We start from the raw sequence: 23646 nt of genomic DNA, 5'->3' as shown, positions 1-23646 counted from the left end.
CCCTCCCGAAATCCTAAGGAACCTCATGACTTCCACAGCAGTTGACCCCCAGGCGATCACCGACCCGCAGAGGGTTACCGCCCAGCACCTCATCAATGGCCAGTGGCTCGGAGACGCGGACACGCAGCGAATGAATCCGGCCCGGCCAGGCGAACTCGCAGCGCTGTCACCCAGCGGCACCGTCGAGGACGTGGACGCCGCTATCACCGCGGCCGCCGCAGCCCAGCCGTCATGGGCGGCCCTGCCCGCACCAGCCCGTGGCGCCATCCTCATCGCGGCCGGAAACCTGCTCAACGAGCGCCAACACGCAATCGCCGAGGACCTTGTCCGTGAGGAAGGAAAAACACTCGCGGAGGCAAAGGGGGAGGTCAGGCGTGCCTCGGACGTGCTGCGCTTCTTCGGTTCGCTGGGCTGGGCGGCAACGGGCGAAGTCCTGCCGAGCGGCCTGCCGGACACCACCATCACAACGCGTCGGGAACCGTTGGGCGTGGTGGGACTCATTACCCCGTGGAACTTCCCCATCGCCATTCCGGCATGGAAAACCGCGCCTGCCCTGATCAGCGGCAACGCCGTGGTGATCAAACCGGCCGAGCTCACTCCGTTGTCCACCACCCACCTGGCACGTGCACTGCAGGACGCCGGGCTGCCCGCCGGCGTGTTCAACGTGGTGCACGGCAAGGGCCGCGTGGTGGGTGACGCCCTGGCCCGCGATCCCCGCATTGCCGGCTTGTCCTTCACCGGCTCCACCAACGTGGGTCTTGGGCTGCAGGAGATCCTCAATGCCCGGCGCGCCCGGGTCCAACTCGAAATGGGCGGCAAAAATGGCGTGCTGGTGCTGGATGACGCCGACCCCCGCAAAGCTGCGCAAGTAGTCGCCGCAGGCGCGTTCGGCCTCACCGGCCAGGCGTGCACAGCAACGTCCCGCGTCTACGTAACCCCCGGCATCCGCTCCGCCTTCCTCGATGCCTTGGTTCAGGAGGCCGCCGCCTACACCACCGGTGACGGGCTTGATGGCGAGGTCCGGATGGGTGCCGTAGTGAGCAGGCAGCAATTCGAGCAGGACCAGGCAGCGGTGCGCACCGCCGTCGAACGCGGGGCCACACTCCTGCACGGACAGTACGACGGCGACCCCACCGGCGCGCTGTTCTTCCCGGCGGCGATTCTCACCGGACTGCCGTTCGACGACGCAGCCGTAACCGAAGAGATTTTCGGGCCGGTGGTGGCCGTTCTCGAGGTGGCAGACTATGAAACCGGCCTCGCAGCCATCAACGACTCCCGCTATGGGCTCACCGCCGGCATCTGCACCGACTCCCTGGCCCTCGCCACGGACTTCGCAGCCCGCGCGCAGGCAGGTGTAGTGAAGATCAACCGCCCAACTGCCGGGCTGGACCTGAACGTTCCCTTCGGCGGCGTGAAGGATTCCTCCACCAACACCTTCCGCGAGCAAGGCAGGTCCGCCCTGGACTTCTACACCTGGGGCAAGACCGTCTACACCGGTATTTAGTGCGCCATGAGCTACGTGATCGCACAGCCGTGCGTGGATGTGAAGGACAAGGCGTGCATTGACGAGTGCCCGGTGGATTGTATCTACGAAGGTGAACGCTCGCTCTACATCCACCCGTCCGAGTGCGTTGACTGCGGGGCATGCGATCCTGTGTGCCCCGTAGAAGCGATCTACTATGCGGAGGATGTCCCTGACGAATGGGCGGATTACGTCAGGGCGAACGCGGAGTTCTTCGAGGCCGATTTCCGCGAGGACGTGGGCCGCGATCATCCTGTGGTGATGGCGGAGCCGTTGCGGGTGGGCAGTTAGGCGGCGCCGGTTGTGGTGCCCGGTTGTCCGGGGCTGTTAAATGTGAATCCGCGGTGTTGGCCAGGATCGAGGACAGGAGCTTTTGATGAAAGCAGTTATTGTGTCGGACCAGTCTGCCGGAATGGCCGGGCTGAGAATGGCCGAACGGCCGCAGCCGGCGGCGGCCATAAATGATGTCATTGTTGAGATTCATGCCTCGGGATTCGTCCCAACCGAGGTGGAGTGGCCCTCGACCTGGACTGATAGAGCCGGCCGGGACCGGACACCCTCCATCATTGGGCACGAAGTGGCCGGGGTCGTAACCTCGCTCGGTTATGGGACGACAGGATTGACTGTGGGTCAACGCGTGTTTGGCCTTGCGGACTGGCACCGGGATGGGACCCTGGCGGAGTACGTGGCGATGGAAGCACGTAACCTTGCGCCGCTGCCGGGCGACGTCCCCTTCACAGTTGGCGCGAGCCTGCCCATCTCTGGCCTGACCGCCTGGCAGGGCTTGTTTATCCATGGCCGCATCCAGTCGGGGCAGAGCCTGCTCGTGCACGGCGCCGCTGGGGCAGTCGGAACGATGGTGACACAGCTGGCACGTGAAGCGGGCGCCTACGTCATCGGTACCGGACGAACTGCCGATCGGCAGAAGGCCCTCGACTTTGGAGCGCACGAGTTCATCGATCTCGCCAACGACTCCTTGCAGGATATCAGCGCGGTTGACCTGGTATTCGATGTGATCGGTGGCGATATCCAGAAGCAGTCAGCGGCCCTGATCCGGCCCGGCGGAACGCTGGTGAGCATCACCGGGCCGGTTGAAGCACGCCCTAAAGATGGTCTGGCAGTGGATTTCGTTGTCGAGTCGGATCGTGCCCAACTGGGTGAGATCGTCCAGCGAATCCGAGACGGACGGCTTCGGACAAACATCGGAAACATCGGGGAATTCGACGACGCGATCAATGCCCTTACCCCGGCCGCACGCCGGAATGGGAAGACGATCATCCAGATGCGTCGGTAGGGGACACGATCCAGACGTTAGAGTTGACGTACATCATGTACATGGCTCATCGTTGTATGTATGAGCACTCCTACACACGAGCGGCGGACTTTCGGTTTCGCCGGCGCCCGCAAGTCCTTCAAGACAATTTTGGATACTAGCGATCGCGGCGGCCTGTCCATCATTGAGCGTGGAGAGAGCTCCGCCTCTGTCGTGAACACCAGCTTGTTCAAGGAATTCTTAGTGAATAACCTTCCGGCAAAAGCGCAGGTCGTCAACGAGGACGGGGCATGGGCCATGTTCCTGCCCGGCTTGCCCCTGGCAGCCGAGGGGACGACGTTGGAAGAAGCGACCATTGATCTAATCGACGCTCTTCGTGAATACGCTGAAGACTGGGAGGACCACCTCCGCATGGCATCAAACCATCGAGGCAACTGGGCTTTAGTACAACTGATTGACTCCTCCACTGATGAGGAACTGGCCGCATGGCTGACCGGTAGCAAGAAGTGAGCCAAAAATATCCCCCAGGCACCCGAGATGATCACGAGACTTTCTGCAGGACGGAGGAATGGCAACCTGTGCTCAACGCCAAGGGCCAGAAGGTCCGTCACCACGCCACCTATGAGCTCGCCTTACATGACGGGAGAATTCTTCGGACTCGCATCTCACGGCCAGTGGACCGGACCGCTTATGGTCCTTCCCTCTGGGGTGAAATTTTGAAGAATCAACTGGACGTCACCCCGGACGAGTTCTGGGGTTGCGTGAAGGAAGGTGATCTGCCAGACCGCGGCCTACCCGAAGCGCCGACTACGGCCTTGCCTCTCGAGCTTGTCATACTCCTGACCAAGACAGCCAAGATCCCTGAGGCGACTGTTGCCACCATGAGCAAGGAAGAAGCCGTACAGGCAATGAACGCCTACTGGACCTCAACCGTCACGCCCGGGAAATAGGCCCAAGTCCACGTCTTCGGGATTGGGCAACCCTTATTCTTCGCGGTCGATCTCCAAGTAGCTGAGGCCGCTCAGATCCAGCCAATAACGCGTTGGTGTCTGGACCAATCGCAGCAGGACGCCCTGGCAGTCGCGGCACCGGACCACAATGCCGGGCGCGTCGGTGAAGACCATGGCCTCGCCAAAAGCCCTGATGGAACCGCAATGCCTGCAGCGCCCGAGCGCCGCGATGATGTCGATCCGGAAGACTTCGGACAAGGCGCCGGCAGCGGCGTTGCCGTCCACATACGGAATGGGGTCATGGGATCCTGCTGCAATGTCCGGGTCTTCGGACCCGGGGACGGGGAAGTCATCGGCGCTGGTCACCGGATACCTCCCGTCCCGCCAAACCGCTCGGTCTTGATCGACTCCGGCCGATAACCGGCCATTACAAGCCAGTCCGAAACGGTCTCCACAAAGACTGTCTGGCCGCAAACAAAAACATCCGGTTTCTCCTCTGTTGGGAAGATCTTGCCCAAAAGGCTCTCGGAGGTAAGGCGGCCTGGCGCTGCCGGCCAGCCCTCCGGCGTCGAACGCGTGTAGACATAATCGACCATCAGCTTGGCTGATTCCCGATCCAAACGATGCAGCTCGTCACGGTAGAGCGCAGCTTCCGGAGCCTTGAGGGAATAGAGCAACCGGAAAGGGGCTTCGCTGTCGGATGCCTGATGGGCACGGATCATCGACATCAGCGGCACCACACCCGACCCTCCCCCGATCAGCTGCACCGGGTTCGCATTGCCCTGCCGCCAGACAAACCAGCCACCCACCGGTCCCCGGATTTCCAACCGGTCTCCGACCGCCAGGTCCCGGACAAGGTAAGGCGACACTTCGCCGTCGGGCAGTTCGTCAACGGTGATTTCCAGATGCTCGTCGGCACTTGCCGATGCCACCGAGTAAGACCGGATGGCCGTATACCCGTCCTCGGCGGTGAGGCGGATATCAATGTGTTGGCCGGCCAGATATCCCATCAAACCATCCACGCGCAGCCTAATGGTCCGGGCAGTGGCGTTTTCCGGTTCCCCGCCCACCACTTCAGCGACCCGCCATACAGAACTCACGGCAAAGGCCTCACGAGTACCGCTCCTCGCTCCACGGATTGCCGTGAAGATGGTATCCGTTCGACTCCCAGAAGCCGGGAACGTCTTCCTCTGTCAGTTCCAGACCATGAATCCACTTGGCGCTTTTCCAGAAATACAAGTGCGGCACCAAAAGCCGCGCCGGACCGCCATGCGCCCGTTCAAGTGGTTCGTGATCGAACTCCCAAGCCACCCAGGCCTTACCGCCCAGGAGGTCCCACAGCGGAACATTGGTTGTGTAGCCGCCGAAGGAATGGGCAGTGGCGAAGTCACGGGTGGTTTCGACGTTTTCAAAAAGCGTGTCCACTGAAACTCCACGCCACACTGTTCCCAATTTTGACCAACTGGTGACGCAGTGAATATCTTCGGTGATCTCCTCCTGCGGCAAGGCCATGAACTCATCCCAGGACCACGCCAGCCGCTGGCCATCCTCCGCAGTAATGAAGAACTCCCATTCCTGAACGGGAATGAGCGGGGCGGGTCCAGCGGTCAGAACAGGAAAGTCCTGCGTTTCATGCTGTCCCGGAGGCAACGCAGGGTTCTCGGACCGTCGCCCACGGAAACCGGAAGAAATAATACCCATGATGCACCCTCCGCGATGGAGCTCCACCGGCCAACGACCGTTGATGCCCCAACCATAGGGCAACCTCCGGGCGCGGTCCAGCGGCACAGGGTGGGCAGTGATCCTTAGTTGCCCTGTGCCAGCGGCGCCAGCCGGTATCCAACGCCGCGCACGGTCTCGAGCCAGCGCGGGTTCTGGATGCTGTCGCCAAGTTTTTTGCGCAGGTTGCCCATGTGTACCTCAACGGCGCGCTCGTCGGCGTCGCTGACATAACTGCCGACGTCGTAGGGTTCGTTGCGAAGGCGCCTCGCCAGATCTGCCTTTGTCCGCACAATCCTGCCGGTTTCGAGGAGGGCAAGCAGGAGGTCGAACTCGGTGCGTGTCAGCCTCAGTTCCTTGCCGTGCAGGACTGCCGTCCGGGAGCCGGCCGAAACGGCAAGGCCGTTGTGGGTCATTTCGGGGTCGGTTGCTTCCGCAGCGGCTTTGGTCTCCGACGACGCGCGGGGCCTCCGCATCATGGCCTCGACACGTGCGCGAAGTTCGCGGGGACGGAAGGGCTTGGTGAGGTAATCGTCACCGCCGGCCTCAAGGCCCATGAGGGTGTCCAGTTCCTCCGCACGGGCGGTGAGCATGATGATGTAGGCGTCCGAGGACTTCCGGATCTGGCGTGCCACCTCGAAACCATCGATGTCGGGCAGCCCCAGATCCAGGGTTATGACGTCTGGATTCAGTTCGCGGGCTGACGTGACGCCTGCGGATCCAGTGGATGCAACGTGGACATCAAATCCCGCTTGGGAAAGGACCACACGCACCAATTCGCGAATATCCTGGTCATCTTCAATGACCAGCCCCACACGTACTTCACTCATCGCTGCCCCTCAGCCCCTTCGATAACCCTTCGAAGTATAACCATTATGGTTAGGCTGATCTCATGAACCGACTTTCTTCTCCATTCCAGGTGGTTGCGCCGTGACCCGCCCAACCACCTGGGATCTTGGCGAGAAGAAGAAACTCCTGGTTTTTCGGCGCTCATTCCACGAACACACCCTGCGAATGCGGGTGGTTCTCAGCCAATTGCCGCTATCCGTCTGCGTGTGCATTTCGGCGATTCTGGTGTGGCTGTTTTTCCCGGCCACCCTCGAAAATCCCCTGTTCCTCCTCTTCCTGCTCAGCCAGGCATTCCTGTTGGCGGTGTGCGTCATTGTGCCGTGGCACCGGTTGCCGTTCCCCAGCTTCCTGGTGATACCGATCCTGGACATGGTCTCTATTTCCTTCGGCAGGGAAGGAGGGCAGGAAGCGCTCACAGGGCTCAGTGTCCTGGTGGTCCTGCCTGTCATTTGGCTGTGTGCATCCGGCCTGTACCCAAGACTGGCCATTGCCTTGTCATTCGTCGGTCCGCTCTGCATTGTTTGGGCCCCCTTGTTCGTCAAGGGATCGCTGACCGAGCAGGATCTCACCAAGCCCCTGCTCTTCCCAATCCTCATACTTGGCATCGGCGTGTCCGTGAGTGTGCTGACCCTGAGCATGGTGCGCCAGCAGCGTGCATTGGAGCAAAAGGACGAGGAACTAAAGAAGGCGCTCAATGTCAGCACCAAGCAGGAACGGCTCTTGAACACAGTCATGGAAGCCTTGCCGCTGGGTGTGGTGGCAGTAGACGGCGAAGGTCATGACGTCCTCATGAACCGCCGCCAGCGCCAGACCCACTCGCTGGCAACTCCTCCGGGCAATGACGATCCAAACGAATCCGAACTGCTCGTCTTCGACCAGGACAGGACCACGCCGCTGCCCACTGACCGCCGTCCAGTCCGACGCGCGGTCTTGGGGGAAAGGTTCACGGATCAACTAGTGTGGCTTGGTTCCGGAGCAGACCAGCGTGCCTTCACCACAAGCGCCCGCCCCATGGTTGACGACGACGGGAACTTCGCCGGCTCGGTTGTTGTCTTTAGCGACGTCACTGATCTGGTCAATGCCCTGGCCGCCAAGGACGACTTCGTCGCCAACGTCTCCCATGAATTCCGTACGCCGCTGACGTCCATCCTTGGCTACGTGGAGCTCCTGCTGGATGATCCCCGTTCCCTGGATCCGTCGTCCCGGAGGCAACTCGACATCGTTCGAAGGAACGCCGAACGGCTGCTTACCCTGGTATCGGATTTGTTGGCAGTGCGTTCGGGCCAAATGGTCATTCAGCCGCACACGGTGGACGTGGCTGAGCTGGTCCGGGGAAGCGTGAGCTCAGCCGGTCCCCGGGCAGCCAAAGCGGGCATCCGGTTGTCCATGGATGTCCCTGAGTCCTTGGAGGCCCACGTGGACTCCTCACGAATAGCCCAGGTCCTGGACAACCTGGTATCAAACGCCATCAAGTACTCCCCCAAAGGCGCAGACGTGAAAGTTGCCGCGTGGGAGGACCAGGATTTTGTGTTTTGCCGCGTCTCCGATACCGGCATGGGCATGACGGAAGAAGAGCAGTCCGAGGCCTTTACCAAGTTCTTCCGGGCCGGCGGCGTACGCAACAGCACCATTCCCGGCGTCGGGCTTGGACTGCCCATCAGCAAGGCGATCGTTGAAGCGCACGGCGGAACCATCACGCTGGAAAGCGAACCCGGCCGGGGCACAACCTTCCTCGTGAAGATGCCCGCCTGAGCGTTAGCGCGCTGTGCCTGCTACTGCGGCATCACGACGGCGGCCGAAGAGGAAGTAGCTCACCGGTCCGAAAAAGTTGATGAACGAAACAGCGCGCCACATAGCCTTCTTCCCCCTGATTCTGGAGTCGGGGGTCTTTCCGATGCTCCGTTGCGCTGCACCCAGCAGTGCCATATTTATGGCTCCGCTGACAATGAGCATGATCCGCTGGCCCTTGCTCATATCGCGCCACGATTTCCTGCGAGCCATGATGCCTCCCTCGAAAATTTCCACTGCGCCGGAGTTCATTGAGCCGACGATCTCAGGCTAGTCTGAGGCCGTTCTTCCCGCCACAGCCTGACGCACTACCTCGCCCCACGATTGTTCCGCGAGATCTGCCACGGCGGCCAGGATCTCCGACGGCGGGAGGGACAGGTCCAGCGGATACTCCACGATGTCGATGTCCGTGTTCAGGATCCTTCGCAGCTTCATCTCCCCCGGCCCGGCGTAGACAAGCCATGCCGTCGGGACCCGGAGCGCGGTGCAGTACGCCAGCAATTGGTAATGGTCCGCATTCAGTGAAGCACCGGCATCTCCTGCCGCCGTGTACTTGGAGTCGTAGACCACCACGGGCCTCCCGCCCAGGAAGTGCACGGCGTCGGGGCGGACTGTCAGTCGATCCGTGTCCCGGACAGCCTCATTGAGCAGCGCCCCATACTGGAGGCGCATTTCCCCAGGATAGGCATTCATCGCATGCCGCAAAGCCGTGCCCACGAACTCCTCGAAAACCTGTGCCATATCCACCACAAAGGAAGCGGTCTGCTGCTTCCCTTCTCCGGCCTCGGCCGAGGCATTGCGCAGGATGACCTCCGAGAGCCGCAGAACGGCGTGGTACCTGAGATTCATTCGGTTGGCCCGCCAGGGCGGCAGGGGGGCTCCGGACTGAAGGCGGGTGACGGCGTCGAGCTTTCCCTTCAGTTGGCGCAAGCGGCTCAGGACGTCGGCCCGGACGCCTGGCACCTTCCCCATCCGTTCCAAGGCAGCGCGAAGGATGCGGTTTTCGGCGATGTCCTCGGTGAATTCGTCGTAGGACACTTCCAAGGGCACCATCATTCCGGGCCTGCGGGAGATCTGGTCCGAGATGCGGATGCGGCCTTTCACGGTCCGCAGCGATTCATCGATGGTGAGGTAGCCCTGAAGGACGCCGCGGCTCAGCGCGCGGTCAGCCAGCTGGGCCAGCGATTCGGCCAGGGCACTCCACAGATCAGGGTGCTCAACGGCTTCCACCGAGTGGTCGCGGAAGCCTTGATCGCCGGCGTAGCTGAGGAGGAAAAGCAAGCGGCTGAGGCCCAGCCGGTCCTTGGGGCGAACCTCGAGCTGGACGGTGGAAGTCCTTACCGAGCCGACTTTGCCGACGGGTTCGATCCTGTAGAGGCCCATGCCAATCGGTGACGCTTTCGCCAGCCCACTGGCGTTGATGAACGCAGCGGTTGGGGGGTCGAGCTTGTCAACGACTCCCCGTGAGAGCTCGTCCATGACGATGTGCCGGGTCCCGGCAGCCGTACGCGCCGTACCGGCACTTGCCGGTGGCCGCCGCGGGCGTGGCGGGACGGCCTTAGCGGGCAGCAAGTCGTCCCAGCAATTGGTCCAGGCCGAAGCGTTCCTCCAACTGCGCGCGGTTCAGTTGCCCGTGGTAGTGCTCCTCCAGCAACGGCATGAGCTCGTACTTCCAAATCCGGCGAAGCCCTGTGGGGTTTTGGGCAGCGTTCTTCATGAAGTAGGACGGCCCGATCATCAGGTCCCGGTCCCAGTCATCGATGGCGTCGTTGAGGGCGTCCAGGAGATCCGCGTTGAGCGTGTCCAGGCCGCGGGCTTGAAGGAAGCGCCGCAGCGAGCCCCTGACCGGTTCCACCTTGGGATGCAGCTCGATGAACGCGAAACGACGACGAATGGCGGCGTCCATCATGGCGATGGAACGGTCAGCTGTGTTCATGGTGCCGATGATGTACAGGTTGTCCGGCAGGCTGAAGGGCTCGTTGGGGCTGTACTGGAGGTAAATGCGGTCGTCACGGTACTCAAGGAGGAAGTACAGCTCGCCGAAGACCTTGGCCAGGTTGGCACGGTTCATCTCATCGATGATCAGGAAGTACGGCTTGTGCGCGTTCTCCGGCTTGGCTGCTTCCTCCGCGAGCCGACGCAACGGTCCGGCCACGAGCTTGAAGGAGACCTGGCCGTCGTCGGTCTTGTCCGGCCGGTAACCCTCAAAGAAATCCTCGTACGCGTACGACGGATGGAACTGCACCAGCTTCACGCGTTCATCGGTGCTGTCGCCGGCGAGCTCGGCAGCGAGGTGCTTGGCAAGGTACGTTTTGCCGGTACCTGGAGGTCCGTAAAGAACCAGTTGGCGGTTCTCTTCGAGCAGCTCGGCGATTTCCTTCAGCGGCTCAAGGTCCATGTGAAGGGAAGCTGCGAACTCTTCCGTCAACGGCCGGAAACCCTGCTGGACAACCTCGACGACGGCGGTGGGCGGCGCTTCGTCCTCGCCATCGGTTTCGGCTTCTACCGGAAGGAGTTCCTGCAACGCCTGAATGACCCTTGTGACGTCCACGATGATCCCGGGCGTGGACAATTGCCGCTGTGCATGGCGTGGGAGTTCGGTGATGGCGTAACTGTCCTCGAACCAGCGGACCTTGCGGCGGATGCGGCGGTTGTCCTCGTGGTGTTCGGGCTCGCCAAGGACGACTCCCACCCGGACGCGTCCGGCGTGCTGGTAGAGCGTAAGGTCACCGGGTTTCATCACCGTGAGGAAGGCGAAGACCGCCGTCTTGGTGTCCTCGCGCTCCACATAGCCCAGGTGCTTGTAATCCTCGTCCACGGCATGCTGGACCACACCGGCAGTGACTCCTGCAGTGAGCGAGCGGAGGTGCTCAACGTCCAGGGTGGCTTTCTCTTCAGCAACCCAGGCAGCCAGAAGGTCGGCGTTGTCGTGATGGGTGCGCAGCAACCAAGAGCGGCGGCCGGGGTCTCCCACCTTCCGCCATTGGCTGACCAGCTGGCGCGCGTACCAGTCGATGCGCTGGCCGGCTTGTTCGTCCAGGTGCAGCCGGATCCGATGGATGTCCGCAGTCACGTCCTCTTCGGTATCGCCCCCGGCGCCACCAACGAGTGAGGCGAAAGCGTCACGAATCTCCCGGCGCTCCACGTCAGCCACCACAGGCTCGAAGTAGCTGGGCCATACCAAATACTCAATACTGCGGCGCAGGGCCGGCTGGTCCTCTGGTGTTCCGACCGCAAGTTCATGGAACTTCAAAGGATCAGCGAGCGCCTGGTCGATGGTTTCCGTGCTTTGGCTGTCAACGTGCGCGACAAAGCGGCACAGCCATTTCAGGTGGTCCCAAATGGTCCAGTTGAACTCGGCGGTACGGTCGCGGATCACGCCGTGGTCCGTCATGCCCTCATAAAGCTGTTCCGGCAACTCGATCGGGGGCTCTACCCAGGAGGCAGCCTCCGCCACACGGGCACGCTTCACCCTGAGCGACTTGACCTCATGGGCCAGCGGCAAGGACTGAAGGAAGAGCAACTCCACGGCCAGCAGCTTGGCTTCCCGGGAGGCGCCTTCAAGGTTTTGCCGGAGGTTGGTCATCATGGGCGCTTTGGAATCTTCCACGCCGCGCTCGAGGCGTTCCAGCAGCTCCCCGGCGGCGTCTGCCGTCCAGGTCAGCGTGCGCCCGTCCAGCGCTGAAGGTCTCCCTTGAAGTGCCGGGCCCAGCACATACCAGGCCGCGTCCTCGATCTCCTTGGAGATTCCGGGGGCGCGGTCAATGGCAGGCTTCACGGAGGGGGTCACCATGCCAACTTACCTTGTTTGACTTAGCCAAGCATCTGGATTTGGAGCACCGCAGTATGCGGAAAGCCTTGACGTGGGCCTGTCATTCCCATAGACATGCAGTACCCGTAACATGCAGTGATCGGATCCAGACAATGGTGTGGACCTCCAACACTTTTCGCCGGGCACGGATCCATGTCAGGAGCGGGTTTGGTGAACAACAAGACTCCTGACAAAGGCCCGGCGCGGCTCCGTGGGCACGCCCGCTTTCCGTTAGCGGTTATCGCGGCCGCTGCCATGCTTGGCTGCTTCCAATCCGGAGCGGTCACCCCGGCGCCCCCAGCCGTCCAGCAGATCCGGACAGATTCATCCGGCGATGCGCCCTCAGCAGCGAACTGGTCCACGAACGACACTCCGAGTCAGGCCACCAACCCTTCGGGAACGGTTGAGCCCGCGCCTGCCAACCCCTTGGGTACTACGCTGTGTCAACAGACAGCGTTTGGACCGGCATCCACCACCGGCGCCCCTTCAGACGTCCAGCTCCGCAATGCTTCGGCCATCATGGTGGCCGCGGAAAAGCTGGGCCTGCCATCCGATGCCCAAATCCTGGGGGTACAAGCCGCGCTTGGCGAATCTTCCCTTGAAAGCAAGGATTACGGCGACGCCGCAGGGCCGGACTCCCGCGGGTTGTTCCAGCAGCGCGCCAACGGGGCATGGGGCTCCTATGCCGATCGAATGGATCCGTTCGTCAGCGCAACCAGTTTCTTCCTTGCCCTGAAGGGCATCAAGGACTGGCAGCTTCTGCCTTCCAGCCTGGCCATCCATCAGGTACAGCGGAACCAGGATTCGGACCACTACACCAAGTACCGGCAGCTGGCCCAGGAAATCGTGGGCTTCCTGAGTTCCCAGGGTCCGCTGACACTCCCCTGTTCCGGCCCTGCTTCGTGGCAAACATCGGTTGGGAGCCCCGCGTCCCGTCATGTGCGGCCTGGACCAGGCACGTTGATGTCACCCCTGCTGAACCTGCGTCCCAGTTCACCTTTTGGACGGCGCACCAGTCCCATCACAGGTGCTCCAGGGGAATTCCATACAGGGCAGGACTTCGCAGCGGCCTGTGGCACACCGGTTCATTCTGCCGATGACGGCTACGTGCGAGAGGTGGGCTGGCATGCCTGGGGCGGAGGCAACCGGATAGAGATCGATCACGGCAACGGGCTTATCACTACGTACAACCACCTGCAGGCGAGCGCCGTGCGCAAGGGGCAGGTAGTTGAAGCCGGGGACGTCATCGGCTTGGTCGGCTCCACTGGTTCGTCGACCGGATGCCACCTCCACTTTGAAACGATTGTGAATGGCGTGCTGGTGGATCCATCGTCGTGGAGCCTGATCCCGCTGGATGGAGAGTCGTCCGTGGATCTGCTCAGGCTCACAAGCTTCTCACCTGCAACAGGAACGACGCCGGTTGGCGAGGTTCCGGTGTGGTCGCTCGGGATCGCACTTGGCGAGCCGGAGACGTCGGCTCCCGAGCCGGCTGCGCCGCCTCCAGCACCCGCAGCTACCCCAACGCCGACGCCGACCCCAACTGCGAGCGCCACCCCGACCGCTTCACCAACACCGACCCCAACGGCGAGCGCAACGCCGACCGCATCACCAACGCCAACCCCAACAGCGACCGCGACACCAACCGCTTCACCAACGGCAACCCCAACTCCGAGCGCGACACCAACCGGTTCCCCAACACCGACCCCAACAGCGACCGCAGAACCCACGCCGACAGCAACGGCTGAACCCGCCCCAACGCCTATACCCACAGCTTCACCCACGCCAACAGCTACGGCCGCTCCCACCGCAACCATCACGACGACCCCAACAACCGACCCCACAGCGACCGCCACCATCACGGCTACGCCCACCCCGGCACTAACTCCGTAGCGTGTCCACCTTGCTGCCAGGCAGGTGCAGGAGGAATGAGGGTCCCTTGGAGCCTGCCCTTAGCTGTCCTTTCTCTCGTACGTGTACCCATAGGGGACTTCCGGCGACAGCTCCACCGTGAAATGCGCGTGGGCAACCCGGGTAACCAGGATTCCCCGGCGCCCTTCGTGGCGGGCGCGACGCTCCGCTTCCTGGATTGCGGCGTTGAGGTTGATTTCCATGGTGCTCTTATTCGTGGCTGTGACGGTTGCCAGCAGTTCTGCGGCCTCGATCATGGTGTTCCTTTGAATAGTGCTTTCGTGATGTGTATAGAAGGTGTCCTCCTACGAGGCGGAAATGGCCTGGTTTCCTGCAGCTGACCAGGCGCTGGAGATCATGTCCCGGAGCCGATGCCGCGGTTCCCATGCGATATCGCGGCGGGCAAGTTCGCCGGAGGCAACGATCCTGGCAGGATCGCCCGGACGGGCAGCGCAGATTTGCGGAGTGAATTGAATCCCGGTCACCGAGGCCATCTCTGTCATGATCTCCCGGACAGAAACCCCTGAACCACTGCCCAGGTTGTAGACCGCCTCGAGTTCCACGCCATCTTGAAGCTTCCTGGCAGCTGCCACATGAGCGGCGGCGACGTCGGAGACGTGTACATAGTCCCGCACGCAGCTTCCGTCGGGTGTGGAATAGGCGGTGCCAAAGATTTTCGGCGTCGCACCGTCCTTCAACGCTTGGAAGACCAAGGGGAAAAGGTTGTGCGGGCTCGTGTCGCTGACGTTCGGGCTGCCGGAGCCAACAACATTGAAGTACCGGAGTGAGGTGTGCCGCAGGCCAGTCGCCCTGGCTTGGTCCGCTATGAGCCATTCCCCGATGAGCTTCGATTCACCATAGGGAGACTCGGGGTTGGTAGGCGTCGATTCGGTCACGAGTTCCGCTGCCGTGTTCCCGTAGACGGCAGCGCTGGAGGAAAAGACGAGGGAGGACACGGACGCGGCTTCCATGGCTGCCAGGAGATTGCCAGTGCCGGTGACGTTCTGGAAGTAGGTGTGCAGCGGCCATTCGACCGAGACGCCCGCATACTTGAAACCGGCCAGGTGGATCACGCCGATAATGTCATGTTTCCCGAAAGTCTCCCTCAGGAAGTTGGCGTCCAGAAGCGACCCTTGCTCGAAGGCTGCCCTCTTCGGAACGAATTCGATCCGGCCGCTGGAAAGATCATCAATGACCACCACGTCGTGGCCGTCATCCATGAGTGCCCGGGCTACGTGCGAGCCGATATAGCCGGCTCCTCCTGTTACAAGCCACGCCATACTAGGTGTCTCCTCTTTCCGTTGTTAGTGCAGCTTGGTGGGTCCGCGACACCCTAGAACTCCGTATGTCCGAGGTCGTGAGAGCCAACAAAGGAAACAGCGCGGTGGGTGGATGCTTGCAGTTCAAGAACAGTGATGGTGTTGCCGCTGTTCTGCAGGATCGGTCCTGGAACGTAGAGCGTCGCTTGCGGACCACGGGACCAGTACCGCCCCAGGCAGAAGCCGTTGATCCATACGACACCTTTGGTCCAGCCCTTGGTGGAAAGGAAAGTATCGCCACCGCCAGGAAGGTCAAAAGTCCCGTGGGCGAAGACCGGTCCGGATACCGGGGCCTCAGGGAGCGCTGCTTGCTCCTCCAACAGGGACGAGATCAAGGAGATGTCGTCCAGTTGCAGGGGAAGGACATCCCAGTCCTGGAGCTGGTTCCCATTAAGCCGGGCAGCGCCGATAAGTCCCTTCGGCTCGCCCAATCGGGGCCCGTAGTCCACGCGTCCTTGGTCCTCCACCAGGACCTCCAGGGTGCCGGCTGCGTCATGGGGCAGCGGCAAGGCCTTCTCATGGTGATCCCGGGAAAGCACTCCCAGCGGTATCCGGTTCAGGAATACCTGTGCCCGGTCGCGGACTTCATCGAAGTCCAGGACCCCGGGGCCGGAAACATTGATTTCCCTGCGGTAGAGCGTGAATCCTGCGTAGTGGCCCAAGTCGTCGTGGGTTCGCAGCCCAGCGTGGGAGGTCCACGCACCAAGCTGGTCCAGGCACTCCCAGAGGGGCAGCGAACGCGGCAAGGACACAGTGAGCCCGGCGCCGGGCTGAGGTGCGGCGGGGAGGTCGTCGTCGTCCAGTTCGGTGTATTTGGCGATGACATCCCGGAAAGCCCAGTACTTCGGCGTCGGATTGCCGGCCTCATCCAAGGGAGCGTCGTAGTCGTAGCTGGTAACGATGGGTTGGTAGACACCCTTGTCATTCGCACCGTTGGTGAATCCAAAGTTGGTGCCGCCATGGAACATATAGATGTTGACCGATGCGCCGCGGGCCAGCAGGACATCAAGTTCCCGGGCGGACTGCTCCACGGTGGTGGTGTGGTGGTGTGCGCCCCAATGATCGAACCATCCCACCCAAAATTCGGAGCACATCAACGGTCCTGTGGGCTGGTGGCGCCGGAGTGTCTCCAGCCGTTCCGCGGCGCGGGAGCCGAACGACCCCGTCTTGTGCAATTCCGGAAGACTGCCATTGGCCAGCATGTCGTCCTGGGGTTGGTCAACGGTAGTGAAAGGTACGGTCAGCCCGATTTCGCGGTTGATCTTCACGAGCTTTTCCAAGTAAAAACGATCAGCACCGTAGGCGCCGTACTCGTTCTCGATCTGAATCAGGATGATGGGGCCGCCCGCGTCGATCTGGCGGGGAACCAGGATCGGCGCCAGCTGTTCAAGGTACTCGGTGAGGGCAGCCATATAGACCGGATCATCAGCCCTGATGGAGGCGGCGCCTCGACTAAACAGCCACGCGGGCAACCCGCCGTTGTCCCATTCCGCACAGATATACGGCCCCGGACGCACGATCGCGTGCAGGCCTTCCGCGGCGACCAAATCGAGGAAGTGCCCCAGGTCCAAGCGGCCCGTTGTGTCAAAGACGTCCGGCGACGGAGCATGGGCGTTCCAGGGAACGTACGTTTCTATCGTGTTCAGCCCCATCTGCCTGGCCTTCCGGATCCGGTCTGCCCAAAGATCCGGATGAACGCGGAAATAGTGGAGCGCGCCGGAGATGATGCGGTGGGGCTGACCGTCAAGCATGAAGTCCTGCTCGCCGATGGTGAAGGTTGGCATGGGGAAAATTTCCAATCTGAAATGGTGGATGGAGGTCCAGAGCCGTGATGGCGGCCCTGGACCCGCACCACGTACTACTTGGTGGTAACCGTGAAGCCTTGCTGCTGGCCGTACTTTGCGGTGGCATCCTGCCAGGTTTTCAGCCCGTCGTTCAGGTCGCCCTTGGAACCGTAGGCCTGGCCCACGGTGTCGCTGTAGATGCTGTTGGCGTAGGTCTGGAAGGGGAGGTAGTTCCAGCCCGGAACAACGTCCTTGGATGCCTGGACCAGGACCTCGTTGATCTTCTGGCCGCCGAAGTAGGCGTTCCCGGCGTTGAGGAAGGACTCGCTTTCCAGATCTGCGGTGGTGGAGGGGAAACCACCATTGGCGGCGTGGATCTTTGCACCTTCAGGACCGTTCGCGAACTCAAGGAAGCCGTAGGCGGCCGCCTTGTTCTTGCTCTGCTTCAGCACGGCGTCGCCGCCGCCGCCATTTTCAGCAGCAGCAGCCTTGCCCTTTTCGTAGGTGGGCATGGGAGCTACGCGCCACTTGCCGGCGGCTTCTGCCGCACCGGATTCGAGGTTGGCCGGCATCCAGGCACCGATGACCAACGTGGCAATGCTTCCGTCTGAGAGGCCCTTGTACCATTCGTCGCTCCAGCTGGTGACAGGGGCGACCAGATCATCCTTGAGCAGTTGGTTCCATGTGCCGGTCCACTTCCTGGCACCTTCGTCCTGCAGATCAATGCTGACTTTCGTGGTTCCGTCGAGAGTGTACGGCTTGCCCCCGGCCTGCCAGATCATGCTGGTGGTGAAGCCGGCATCTCCGGTGTCATTGGTGATGTATGCCTTGGGGTCTGCGGCGTGCAGGGTCTTTGCAGCGGCCACGTACTCTTCCCAGGTGGTGGGGACGCTGATGCCGTGTTTCTCGAACACGTCGGCGCGGTAGAACATTGCCATCGGACCGGAATCCTGCGGGAGGGCGTACACGCCGCCGTTGAGGTTCACGGAGCCCCACGTGGATTGGGTGTAGTTGTCCTTAAGCTCCCCTGCTCCGAAGCCCTTCAGATCCACCAAGGCATCGGACAGCGCGAACTGAGGCAAGGCGTTGTATTCGATCTGTGCCACATCCGGGGCACCGGTTCCGGCCTTCACTGCGTTCTGCAGCTTGGTGTAATGCGTGTTGCCGGTTCCTACATTTTCCAGGTTGACGTGGACCTTGGGGTATTTGGCTTCGAAGGCCTCTACGATCGGCTTGAGCTGCGGCGCCCAGCCCCACACAGTGAGGGTGGTCTCGGTCTGCAGCGCCTTCGCAACGTCTTCGGCGCTCGCGCCTTCCGCTGCCGCGTTACCGGTTGTTGCCGAGCCGCCGCAGGCAGCAAGGCTGCCCATCAAGAGGCTTGCTGCCAACGCCGCCGTGGCCACTCGTCGCAGTCGATGGTTGTTCTTCATGGCTTTGGTGCCTTTCAAATCGTTGTCCAAAGGACGGTTGATGCGGTGGGAGAGCGTCCGATGGCGGTGACTCGCCGCCGTCGGGCGTGTTTACTTGACGCTTCCGGCAGACAGTCCTGACTGCCAGTAGCGCTGGAGGAACAGGAAGGCACCCACGATGGGCACTATTGTCAGCAGCGATCCGGTGATGACGAGGTTGTAGATGGCGTCCCCGCCGGCCGTGCTGGCTTGGGCGTTCCAGCTGTTGAGGCCAACCGTGAGCGGGTACCAGGTTGATTGGCTCAGCATGATCAACGGCAGGAAGTAGTTGTTCCAGGTAGCCACCACGGTGAACAACAGGACCGTAATGAAGCCTGGGGCCAGCATGCGCAAGGAGATGGTGAAGAAGGTGCGGAACTCCCCCGCCCCATCCATGCGGGCTGCTTCGAGGACTTCAGTCGGAACCGACTCACGGGCGTAGATCCATACGAGATAGAGCCCGAACGGACTGATCAGGGATGGAATGATGACTGACCACGGGGTATTGGTGAGCCCCATCTGGCTGAACATCAGGAAGGTTGGCACCGCCAAGGCTGTCCCGGGTACGGCCACCGCACCCAGGACCACGGCGAACACGCCGCGTTTGCCGGGGAATTCAAACTTTGCCAGCCCATAGCCTGCCAGGGTAGCGAGGAATGTGGCGCCGCCGGCTCCCACCACGACGTACAACACTGTGTTGGCCAGCCAGCGGAGAAACTCGCCGTCGTTGTACGTCAGGGTGCCTGCCACGTTGTCCCAGAGGGCGAAGTCCCCGGAGAACCAGAGGCCGAAGGAGCTGAACAGGGATGACTGCGTCTTGGTGGAATTGACCAGGAGCCAGAAGAGCGGGAGCAGGGCGTAGACCGCCATCACGCCCATCAGGATGGTGAGCAGGATGGAGGAGCGCTTCCTGGTCACGCCTCGGCGCGTGCTCAGCTTCGGCGCCGCGGGCTTGGGCTTGGGCTGGCTGGTGGCTGCTGTCTGTTCCCGTGCCTCAGCCCGGGACTCCGGAATGCTCAAACGGACGGACATTGGCTAGGCATCCTTTCGTGAGCCGGAAATCTGGACGATGTAGGCAACAACTACCGTGAGGACGCCCATGATGATGGAGATGGCTGCTGCGTAGTTGAACTGCTGGCCTGCAAAGGAAAGATTGAACGCGTACATGTTGGGCGTGAAGTAGGAACTGATGGAGTTCGGTGCCAACGCCTTGAGAATGTTTGGTTCGTTGAACAGCTGGAAGCTGCCGATCACGGAGAAGATGCTGGCGATCCCGATCGCGCCCCGGATGGAGGGCAGCTTGATGCTGCTGATGACACGGAAAGTCCCCGCTCCATCAAGGTTGGCTGCCTCATAGAGCTCGGCAGGAATGACCTTGAGCGCCGAGTAGAAGATCAGCATGTTGTAACCGGTGAACTCCCAGGTGTTGATGTTCCCGATTGCGGCAAGGACCCAATTGGTGGAAAGCGGCTCAGGAAGGTCCATGCCGAAGAAGTCGTTGATGCTGCCGAACAGGCCGAACCTGGGGCCGTAGATGAACCCCCACATGAGCGTGGCCACCACTGCAGGAACGGCATACGGGAGGAAGACGGAAATGCGGAAGAACGACGCCGCGCGCAGGCGCCCGCTGTCCAGGGCCAAAGCGGCAAACAAGGCCAGGAACAGCATGATGGGGACTTGGACTGCGAGGAAGACGACCACCCTGATGACCGAGTCCCAGAACTGCGGATCCGCCAGCGCTTGGAGGTAATTGGCTCCTCCGACGAACTTAACGCCGCCCACCATCTGGTTCTGGAAAAGGCTCAAGTAGAACGCGTAGAGGACGGGCGCTACGAACACCAGCAGGAAGACGATCATGAACGGGCAAACAAATGCCCAGCCCGTCCATCGTCCAGCGCGTTTCCGGGATCCCACCACAGTCAGGGCGTCGGCCACGGGCGACGTCGTTGTCATGATAATTCTTCTCTTCTCGCTATGTTTACGCAAACATTCTCAGCAAGAAGATTAGCATGTTTAGGTGAACATGCAAGAGGTTAGGGCGGGGAATCCTGCTAGCTGGCCGCCGCGATCCTGAAGACAAGCGTGCGCGCCTCAGGTTTGAGGGCGAAGTCCGGCCACACGTCAGGTCCACAGGCGCGGGAGCCCAGGCCATGCTGGGCGGCGTCAAGATAGAGGAAGCAGTTCCGGCTTTGCGGCAATTCATGGGGGTGGGCCGCTGCCGAGACCTGCTGCGCAGTATGCCGGGACAACGTGAAGCCAGGCAGTCGGTCCCTGGAATCCCGAAGGGCATGGAACGTCACCCAGGAATCCCGGCCGTTGCGCAACTCCAGGGAACGGACACCACTGCGGTGCCCGGTCTCCTGCGGCCGGGCGTAATTCACGCCCAGTTCATCGATCGTCGCCGAGTAGCGGCCAACCATCGCGGCCCGCATGCTGTCCGGATACGATTCCCGGGGTCCCGTCCCGAACCAGGACGCGCCGTCCACTGATCCTGGCAGGTCAAACCGCACACCCACGCGGGGCCACACCATGTCCCATCCCGAGCTGGGAGCAATATCCACACGCAGCCACAGCTCTCCCCCGGATACTTGCCACTGCTCGTCCACTACTACCGAGCGTGCGTTGTCCGCGGCGGCATAGCGGGTGGTGACGAACACGCCGTCGTCGCCCTGCACGATCTTCTGGACGCGGGCCGTCAATCTATCCAGACCCGCCTTGAGCCACACATCCTGGTTGGAAGGAGCCGGGACGCCGTTGCCATTGTTGAGCCACGGGTCAGCGGGGTCATAACTGCCAAAATGCGAACCTTGGTCGTTGTCCGTTGGCGCCCGCCACAACTCAAGGCGCGGACCGGACACCGGCAGGCCGGCAAGGGCAACAAGCCTCCCATCTTCGAACTGCGCAGGTCCAAGGGACGCAGATCCAAGAGACGCAGGTCCAAGGGATAGGGCGGCGTCCGTCCCGGTCTCCCGGCGCCCAGCCGACGACAGGGGGCGCGGCGCCTTAGCGGGCCCGGCGGCAGGTGCAGAGAGGTCCAACTGGGCGGTCCAATCCAACTGCGCAGTCGAGATGACATGGCCGGCCGGAGCCCACGCAGTGTCCTCGCGCAGGGCAACCTCAACGGTGAGCCAGCGTTCGCCGGCCCCCACCTTACTGAAAGCCCTTAGTGCTGACTCGGGCAACTCCATGACTGTGGAGTCACCCGGGGCGAGTTGACCACCGGTGGGGGTCACGACGTCGAACGTCCCGGACGCGGTCAGCTCGCCGTCCGTTTCGGTGCGCCAGCGAATGACGACGTCGGACGCGTCTGCCGAGTGCCGCAGGTTGGCGACTGTAAGCAAGGGGCGCGTCACGCCGTCGGAAACGGCTGTTTCGAAGCCCAAACGAAGGGGCGCCACAATCTGTTTGAACTCGAAGAGTCCCGGGGTGGGCGTCGAATCCGAAAGAACCATGCCGTCCATGACGAAATTGCCGTCGTGGACAACCTCTCCGAAGTCGCCCCCGTAGGCGAAGAACTCCGTGCCGTCAGCGGTTGTGGTACGGATGCCGTGATCCCGCCATTCCCACACGAAGCCACCATGCAGCCGGGGGTACCGGTCCACGAGGTCCTCGTATTGGTCGATCGCACCCGGACCGTTGCCCATGGCGTGTACGTACTCGCACAGGATGAACGGCTTGCTGCGTTGCCGGGCCGATTCCGCTGCGGAGCAGCCAAGCAGCAGGGAGCCCGAGTCGTTGCGTCCTATGGCCTCGGTTTCCGGTATTGAGGAGTACATACGCGAGTAGACGTCCGTGTACGCGCCGGTGTAGTCGCCCTCGTAGTGCACGGGACGGCTGGAATCGCGCGCGTGCGTCCACGCGGACATTGCGGCGAGGTTGGCACCGGTTCCTGACTCGTTGCCCAGGGACCACATGACAATGGAGGGGTGGTTCTTGTCCCGTTCAACGGTGCGCTCCATCCGGTCCACGAACACGTCACGCCAGGCGGGATCGTCACTGGGATTTCCAGCCCAGCCCTGCCGCTCAAAGCCGTGCGTTTCCAGATCGCACTCCAGGATCACCCAAAATCCCATTTCGTCCGCAAGATCCAGCAGGCGCGGGTGCGGCGGATAATGGCTGGTGCGGATGGCATTTACGTTGAACTGCTTCATCATGGCCAGATCGGCGCGGGCAAATTCCTCGTCAAAGACGCGGCCGCGGTCCGGGTGCGTCTCGTGCCGGTTCACGCCATGGAACACCACCCGCCGCCCGTTCACCAGGAATTGGTCCCCCTTGATCTCCACAGTGCGAAAGCCAATATTGAGCGAGATGGTCTCGCCTTTGCTCTCCACCGTTGCGGCATACAGCCGCGGGACGTCCGCAGACCAGGGTTCGACGTCGGCTACAGCCACCGGGGCGACGTCCGCCGGAGTTTCCCACGTGAGATCCACATCGAGTTCGGGAACGCGGAGGCGCACAGGATAGGCAGCGGGAGCGGCCGTAATTTCGGCGTCGATGAGGCCTGAACCGGAGCGGGTGGTGCCCTCAAAGGGGGTCCGTAACCAGACGTCGTCGATACCCGCTTGAGGACGGGCCTGAAGCGTGACGTCGCGGAAGATGCCCGGCATCCACCATTGGTCCTGGTCCTCGAGGTAGCTCGAAGCAGACCACTGATGGACGCGGACGGCCAGGACGTTTTCGCCGGGGCGGACCGCCTCGGTGACGTCGAATTCCTGGGCCAGCCGGCTTCCAGCGCCGACGCCGATCACCGTGCCGTTGACCCAGACTTTGTAGCGGGATTCGACTCCGTCAAACCGCAGGACGATCCTCTCCGCAGCGGACCAGTCCGTGGGAATGGAGAAGGTCCGCCTGTAGTCACCCGTTGGATTCCCATCAGGCACGTGGGGTGCATCGGTGGGGAAAGGAAACTGGACGTTCGTGTAAATGGGACGGCCATAGCGGCCTTCCCCCTCCAGCACCCAGTGGGAAGGAACAGGGATCTGATCCCAGCTGGAATCATCCAGGGCCTCGTCGGCGACCCCCTCTACCTGCTCGCCGGCGGGCAGGACTCCCCTTCCGCCTGGTGTCCCGGGCGCGCCGGGCAGCAGACGGAATCTCCACAATCCATTGAGCGGGATCGTGGGAGCATCACTCTGCAGCCAGGAACGTGCCGGGAGCCGATTGCCGGAGCCGGCGCCACGGTGGGTGATGTAGGAAGTACCGGCAATCATGGCTGCAGATGTCGATTCCACGTGGCTCCTTCAAGCGTCCGTGCGGGGTCAAGTGTGACCACGCT

At 62.1% G+C, this 23646-nt stretch carries 21 protein-coding genes; 7 read left to right on the top strand and 14 right to left on the bottom strand.

Features of this window, described 5'->3' with window-relative positions:
• Positions 1-25: 25 nt before the first annotated feature.
• The 5 genes from LDN82_RS05435 (at position 26) to LDN82_RS05415 (ending at position 3745) form a co-directional block, all read left to right on the top strand.
• A complete protein-coding gene (locus LDN82_RS05435; protein ID WP_224166636.1) occupies positions 26-1504 on the top strand; it encodes an aldehyde dehydrogenase family protein in 1479 nt (492 codons plus the stop codon).
• Positions 1505-1510: 6 nt separating this feature from the next.
• Complete coding sequence (gene fdxA / locus LDN82_RS05430) at positions 1511-1813, top strand: ferredoxin (protein WP_224166635.1); 303 nt, start codon at positions 1511-1513, stop codon at positions 1811-1813.
• Between the two features lie 85 nt (positions 1814-1898).
• A complete protein-coding gene (locus LDN82_RS05425) occupies positions 1899-2816 on the top strand; it encodes an NADP-dependent oxidoreductase (RefSeq protein ID WP_224166634.1) in 918 nt (305 codons plus the stop codon).
• 60 nt (positions 2817-2876) lie between these two features.
• Positions 2877-3305, top strand: a complete 429-nt coding sequence (locus tag LDN82_RS05420) for a hypothetical protein (RefSeq protein WP_224091255.1) — start codon at positions 2877-2879, stop codon at positions 3303-3305.
• Between the two features lie 206 nt (positions 3306-3511).
• Positions 3512-3745 (top strand): hypothetical protein, encoded by a 234-nt coding sequence (locus tag LDN82_RS05415; protein ID WP_224166633.1) that lies wholly within the window; start codon positions 3512-3514, stop codon positions 3743-3745.
• Positions 3746-3778: 33 nt separating this feature from the next.
• Here the strand turns inward: LDN82_RS05415 and LDN82_RS05410 are convergent, their stop codons facing one another.
• From LDN82_RS05410 to LDN82_RS05395, 4 genes are all read right to left on the bottom strand, one after another.
• Complete coding sequence (locus LDN82_RS05410; protein WP_224166632.1) at positions 3779-4111, bottom strand: DUF6510 family protein; 333 nt, start codon at positions 4109-4111, stop codon at positions 3779-3781.
• The gene (locus LDN82_RS05405; protein WP_224166631.1) at positions 4108-4845 is read right to left on the bottom strand and encodes a ferredoxin reductase; all 738 of its coding nucleotides are present in this window, start codon (positions 4843-4845) and stop codon (positions 4108-4110) included. Before LDN82_RS05405 ends, LDN82_RS05410 begins: the two co-directional genes overlap by 4 nt.
• Positions 4846-4855: 10 nt before the next feature.
• Complete coding sequence (locus tag LDN82_RS05400) at positions 4856-5446, bottom strand: molybdopterin-dependent oxidoreductase (RefSeq protein ID WP_224166630.1); 591 nt, start codon at positions 5444-5446, stop codon at positions 4856-4858.
• Between the two features lie 104 nt (positions 5447-5550).
• Positions 5551-6294, bottom strand: a complete 744-nt coding sequence (locus tag LDN82_RS05395) for a response regulator transcription factor (protein ID WP_224166629.1) — start codon at positions 6292-6294, stop codon at positions 5551-5553.
• Between the two features lie 100 nt (positions 6295-6394).
• On the opposite strand from LDN82_RS05395, the gene LDN82_RS05390 reads away from it, so the two are divergent.
• Positions 6395-8065 (top strand): sensor histidine kinase, encoded by a 1671-nt coding sequence (locus tag LDN82_RS05390; RefSeq protein ID WP_224166628.1) that lies wholly within the window; start codon positions 6395-6397, stop codon positions 8063-8065.
• A 3-nt stretch (positions 8066-8068) separates the two neighbouring features.
• Here LDN82_RS05390 and LDN82_RS05385 read toward each other — a convergent pair whose 3' ends face one another.
• The 3 genes from LDN82_RS05385 to LDN82_RS05375 all read right to left on the bottom strand — a co-directional run bounded on the left by LDN82_RS05385 (position 8069) and on the right by LDN82_RS05375 (position 11894).
• On the bottom strand, positions 8069-8314 hold the full coding sequence (locus LDN82_RS05385) for a PLDc N-terminal domain-containing protein (RefSeq protein WP_224166627.1): 246 nt from the start codon (positions 8312-8314) through the stop codon (positions 8069-8071).
• A gap of 57 nt (positions 8315-8371) precedes the next feature.
• Positions 8372-9580 carry an McrC family protein gene (locus tag LDN82_RS05380; protein ID WP_224166626.1) on the bottom strand — a complete coding sequence of 403 codons (1209 nt, stop codon included), beginning with the start codon at positions 9578-9580 and terminating at the stop codon, positions 8372-8374.
• 79 nt (positions 9581-9659) lie between these two features.
• Positions 9660-11894, bottom strand: coding sequence for an AAA family ATPase (locus LDN82_RS05375; RefSeq protein ID WP_224166625.1), 2235 nt, complete (start codon positions 11892-11894; stop codon positions 9660-9662).
• A 189-nt stretch (positions 11895-12083) separates the two neighbouring features.
• Between LDN82_RS05375 and LDN82_RS05370 the strand changes: the two genes are divergently transcribed.
• Positions 12084-13802: a M23 family metallopeptidase gene (locus LDN82_RS05370; protein WP_224166624.1), complete on the top strand. Its 1719-nt coding sequence runs from the start codon at positions 12084-12086 to the stop codon at positions 13800-13802.
• 59 nt (positions 13803-13861) lie between these two features.
• Here LDN82_RS05370 and LDN82_RS05365 read toward each other — a convergent pair whose 3' ends face one another.
• The 7 genes from LDN82_RS05365 to LDN82_RS05335 form a co-directional block, all read right to left on the bottom strand.
• The gene (locus LDN82_RS05365; protein WP_224166623.1) at positions 13862-14077 is read right to left on the bottom strand and encodes a hypothetical protein; all 216 of its coding nucleotides are present in this window, start codon (positions 14075-14077) and stop codon (positions 13862-13864) included.
• Positions 14078-14125: 48 nt separating this feature from the next.
• Complete coding sequence (galE, locus tag LDN82_RS05360; protein ID WP_224166622.1) at positions 14126-15100, bottom strand: UDP-glucose 4-epimerase GalE; 975 nt, start codon at positions 15098-15100, stop codon at positions 14126-14128.
• A gap of 53 nt (positions 15101-15153) precedes the next feature.
• Entirely contained in the window at positions 15154-16923 is a 1770-nt protein-coding gene (locus LDN82_RS05355; RefSeq protein WP_224166621.1) for a beta-galactosidase, read from the bottom strand.
• A 74-nt stretch (positions 16924-16997) separates the two neighbouring features.
• Positions 16998-18353 carry a sugar ABC transporter substrate-binding protein gene (locus tag LDN82_RS05350; RefSeq protein WP_224166620.1) on the bottom strand — a complete coding sequence of 452 codons (1356 nt, stop codon included), beginning with the start codon at positions 18351-18353 and terminating at the stop codon, positions 16998-17000.
• 90 nt (positions 18354-18443) lie between these two features.
• Positions 18444-19250: a carbohydrate ABC transporter permease gene (locus LDN82_RS05345; RefSeq protein WP_224167468.1), complete on the bottom strand. Its 807-nt coding sequence runs from the start codon at positions 19248-19250 to the stop codon at positions 18444-18446.
• Positions 19251-19406: 156 nt separating this feature from the next.
• Complete coding sequence (locus LDN82_RS05340) at positions 19407-20324, bottom strand: sugar ABC transporter permease (protein ID WP_224166619.1); 918 nt, start codon at positions 20322-20324, stop codon at positions 19407-19409.
• A gap of 98 nt (positions 20325-20422) precedes the next feature.
• Positions 20423-23581, bottom strand: coding sequence for a glycoside hydrolase family 2 TIM barrel-domain containing protein (locus tag LDN82_RS05335; protein ID WP_224167467.1), 3159 nt, complete (start codon positions 23579-23581; stop codon positions 20423-20425).
• Positions 23582-23646: the final 65 nt, after the last annotated feature.

Origin of the sequence: Arthrobacter sp. StoSoilA2, assembly GCF_019977195.1 — a bacterium.
GTDB lineage: Bacteria > Actinomycetota > Actinomycetes > Actinomycetales > Micrococcaceae > Arthrobacter.
Note: the sequence above shows the minus strand (reverse complement) of the source record. Positions and strands in the feature narration are given on the sequence as shown.

Coding starts and splice junctions, on each gene's coding strand:
- LDN82_RS05435 (WP_224166636.1), top strand. CDS start 26: ATGACTTCCACAGCAGTTGACCCCCAGGCGATCACCGACCCGCAGAGG.
- fdxA (WP_224166635.1), top strand. CDS start 1,511: ATGAGCTACGTGATCGCACAGCCGTGCGTGGATGTGAAGGACAAGGCG.
- LDN82_RS05425 (WP_224166634.1), top strand. CDS start 1,899: ATGAAAGCAGTTATTGTGTCGGACCAGTCTGCCGGAATGGCCGGGCTG.
- LDN82_RS05420 (WP_224091255.1), top strand. CDS start 2,877: ATGAGCACTCCTACACACGAGCGGCGGACTTTCGGTTTCGCCGGCGCC.
- LDN82_RS05400 (WP_224166630.1), bottom strand. CDS start 5,446: ATGGGTATTATTTCTTCCGGTTTCCGTGGGCGACGGTCCGAGAACCCT.
- LDN82_RS05395 (WP_224166629.1), bottom strand. CDS start 6,294: ATGAGTGAAGTACGTGTGGGGCTGGTCATTGAAGATGACCAGGATATT.
- LDN82_RS05385 (WP_224166627.1), bottom strand. CDS start 8,314: ATGGCTCGCAGGAAATCGTGGCGCGATATGAGCAAGGGCCAGCGGATC.
- LDN82_RS05380 (WP_224166626.1), bottom strand. CDS start 9,580: ATGGACGAGCTCTCACGGGGAGTCGTTGACAAGCTCGACCCCCCAACC.
- LDN82_RS05375 (WP_224166625.1), bottom strand. CDS start 11,894: ATGGTGACCCCCTCCGTGAAGCCTGCCATTGACCGCGCCCCCGGAATC.
- LDN82_RS05365 (WP_224166623.1), bottom strand. CDS start 14,077: ATGATCGAGGCCGCAGAACTGCTGGCAACCGTCACAGCCACGAATAAG.
- galE (WP_224166622.1), bottom strand. CDS start 15,100: ATGGCGTGGCTTGTAACAGGAGGAGCCGGCTATATCGGCTCGCACGTA.
- LDN82_RS05355 (WP_224166621.1), bottom strand. CDS start 16,923: ATGCCAACCTTCACCATCGGCGAGCAGGACTTCATGCTTGACGGTCAG.
- LDN82_RS05350 (WP_224166620.1), bottom strand. CDS start 18,353: ATGAAGAACAACCATCGACTGCGACGAGTGGCCACGGCGGCGTTGGCA.
- LDN82_RS05345 (WP_224167468.1), bottom strand. CDS start 19,250: ATGGGCGTGATGGCGGTCTACGCCCTGCTCCCGCTCTTCTGGCTCCTG.
- LDN82_RS05340 (WP_224166619.1), bottom strand. CDS start 20,324: ATGACAACGACGTCGCCCGTGGCCGACGCCCTGACTGTGGTGGGATCC.
- LDN82_RS05335 (WP_224167467.1), bottom strand. CDS start 23,581: ATGATTGCCGGTACTTCCTACATCACCCACCGTGGCGCCGGCTCCGGC.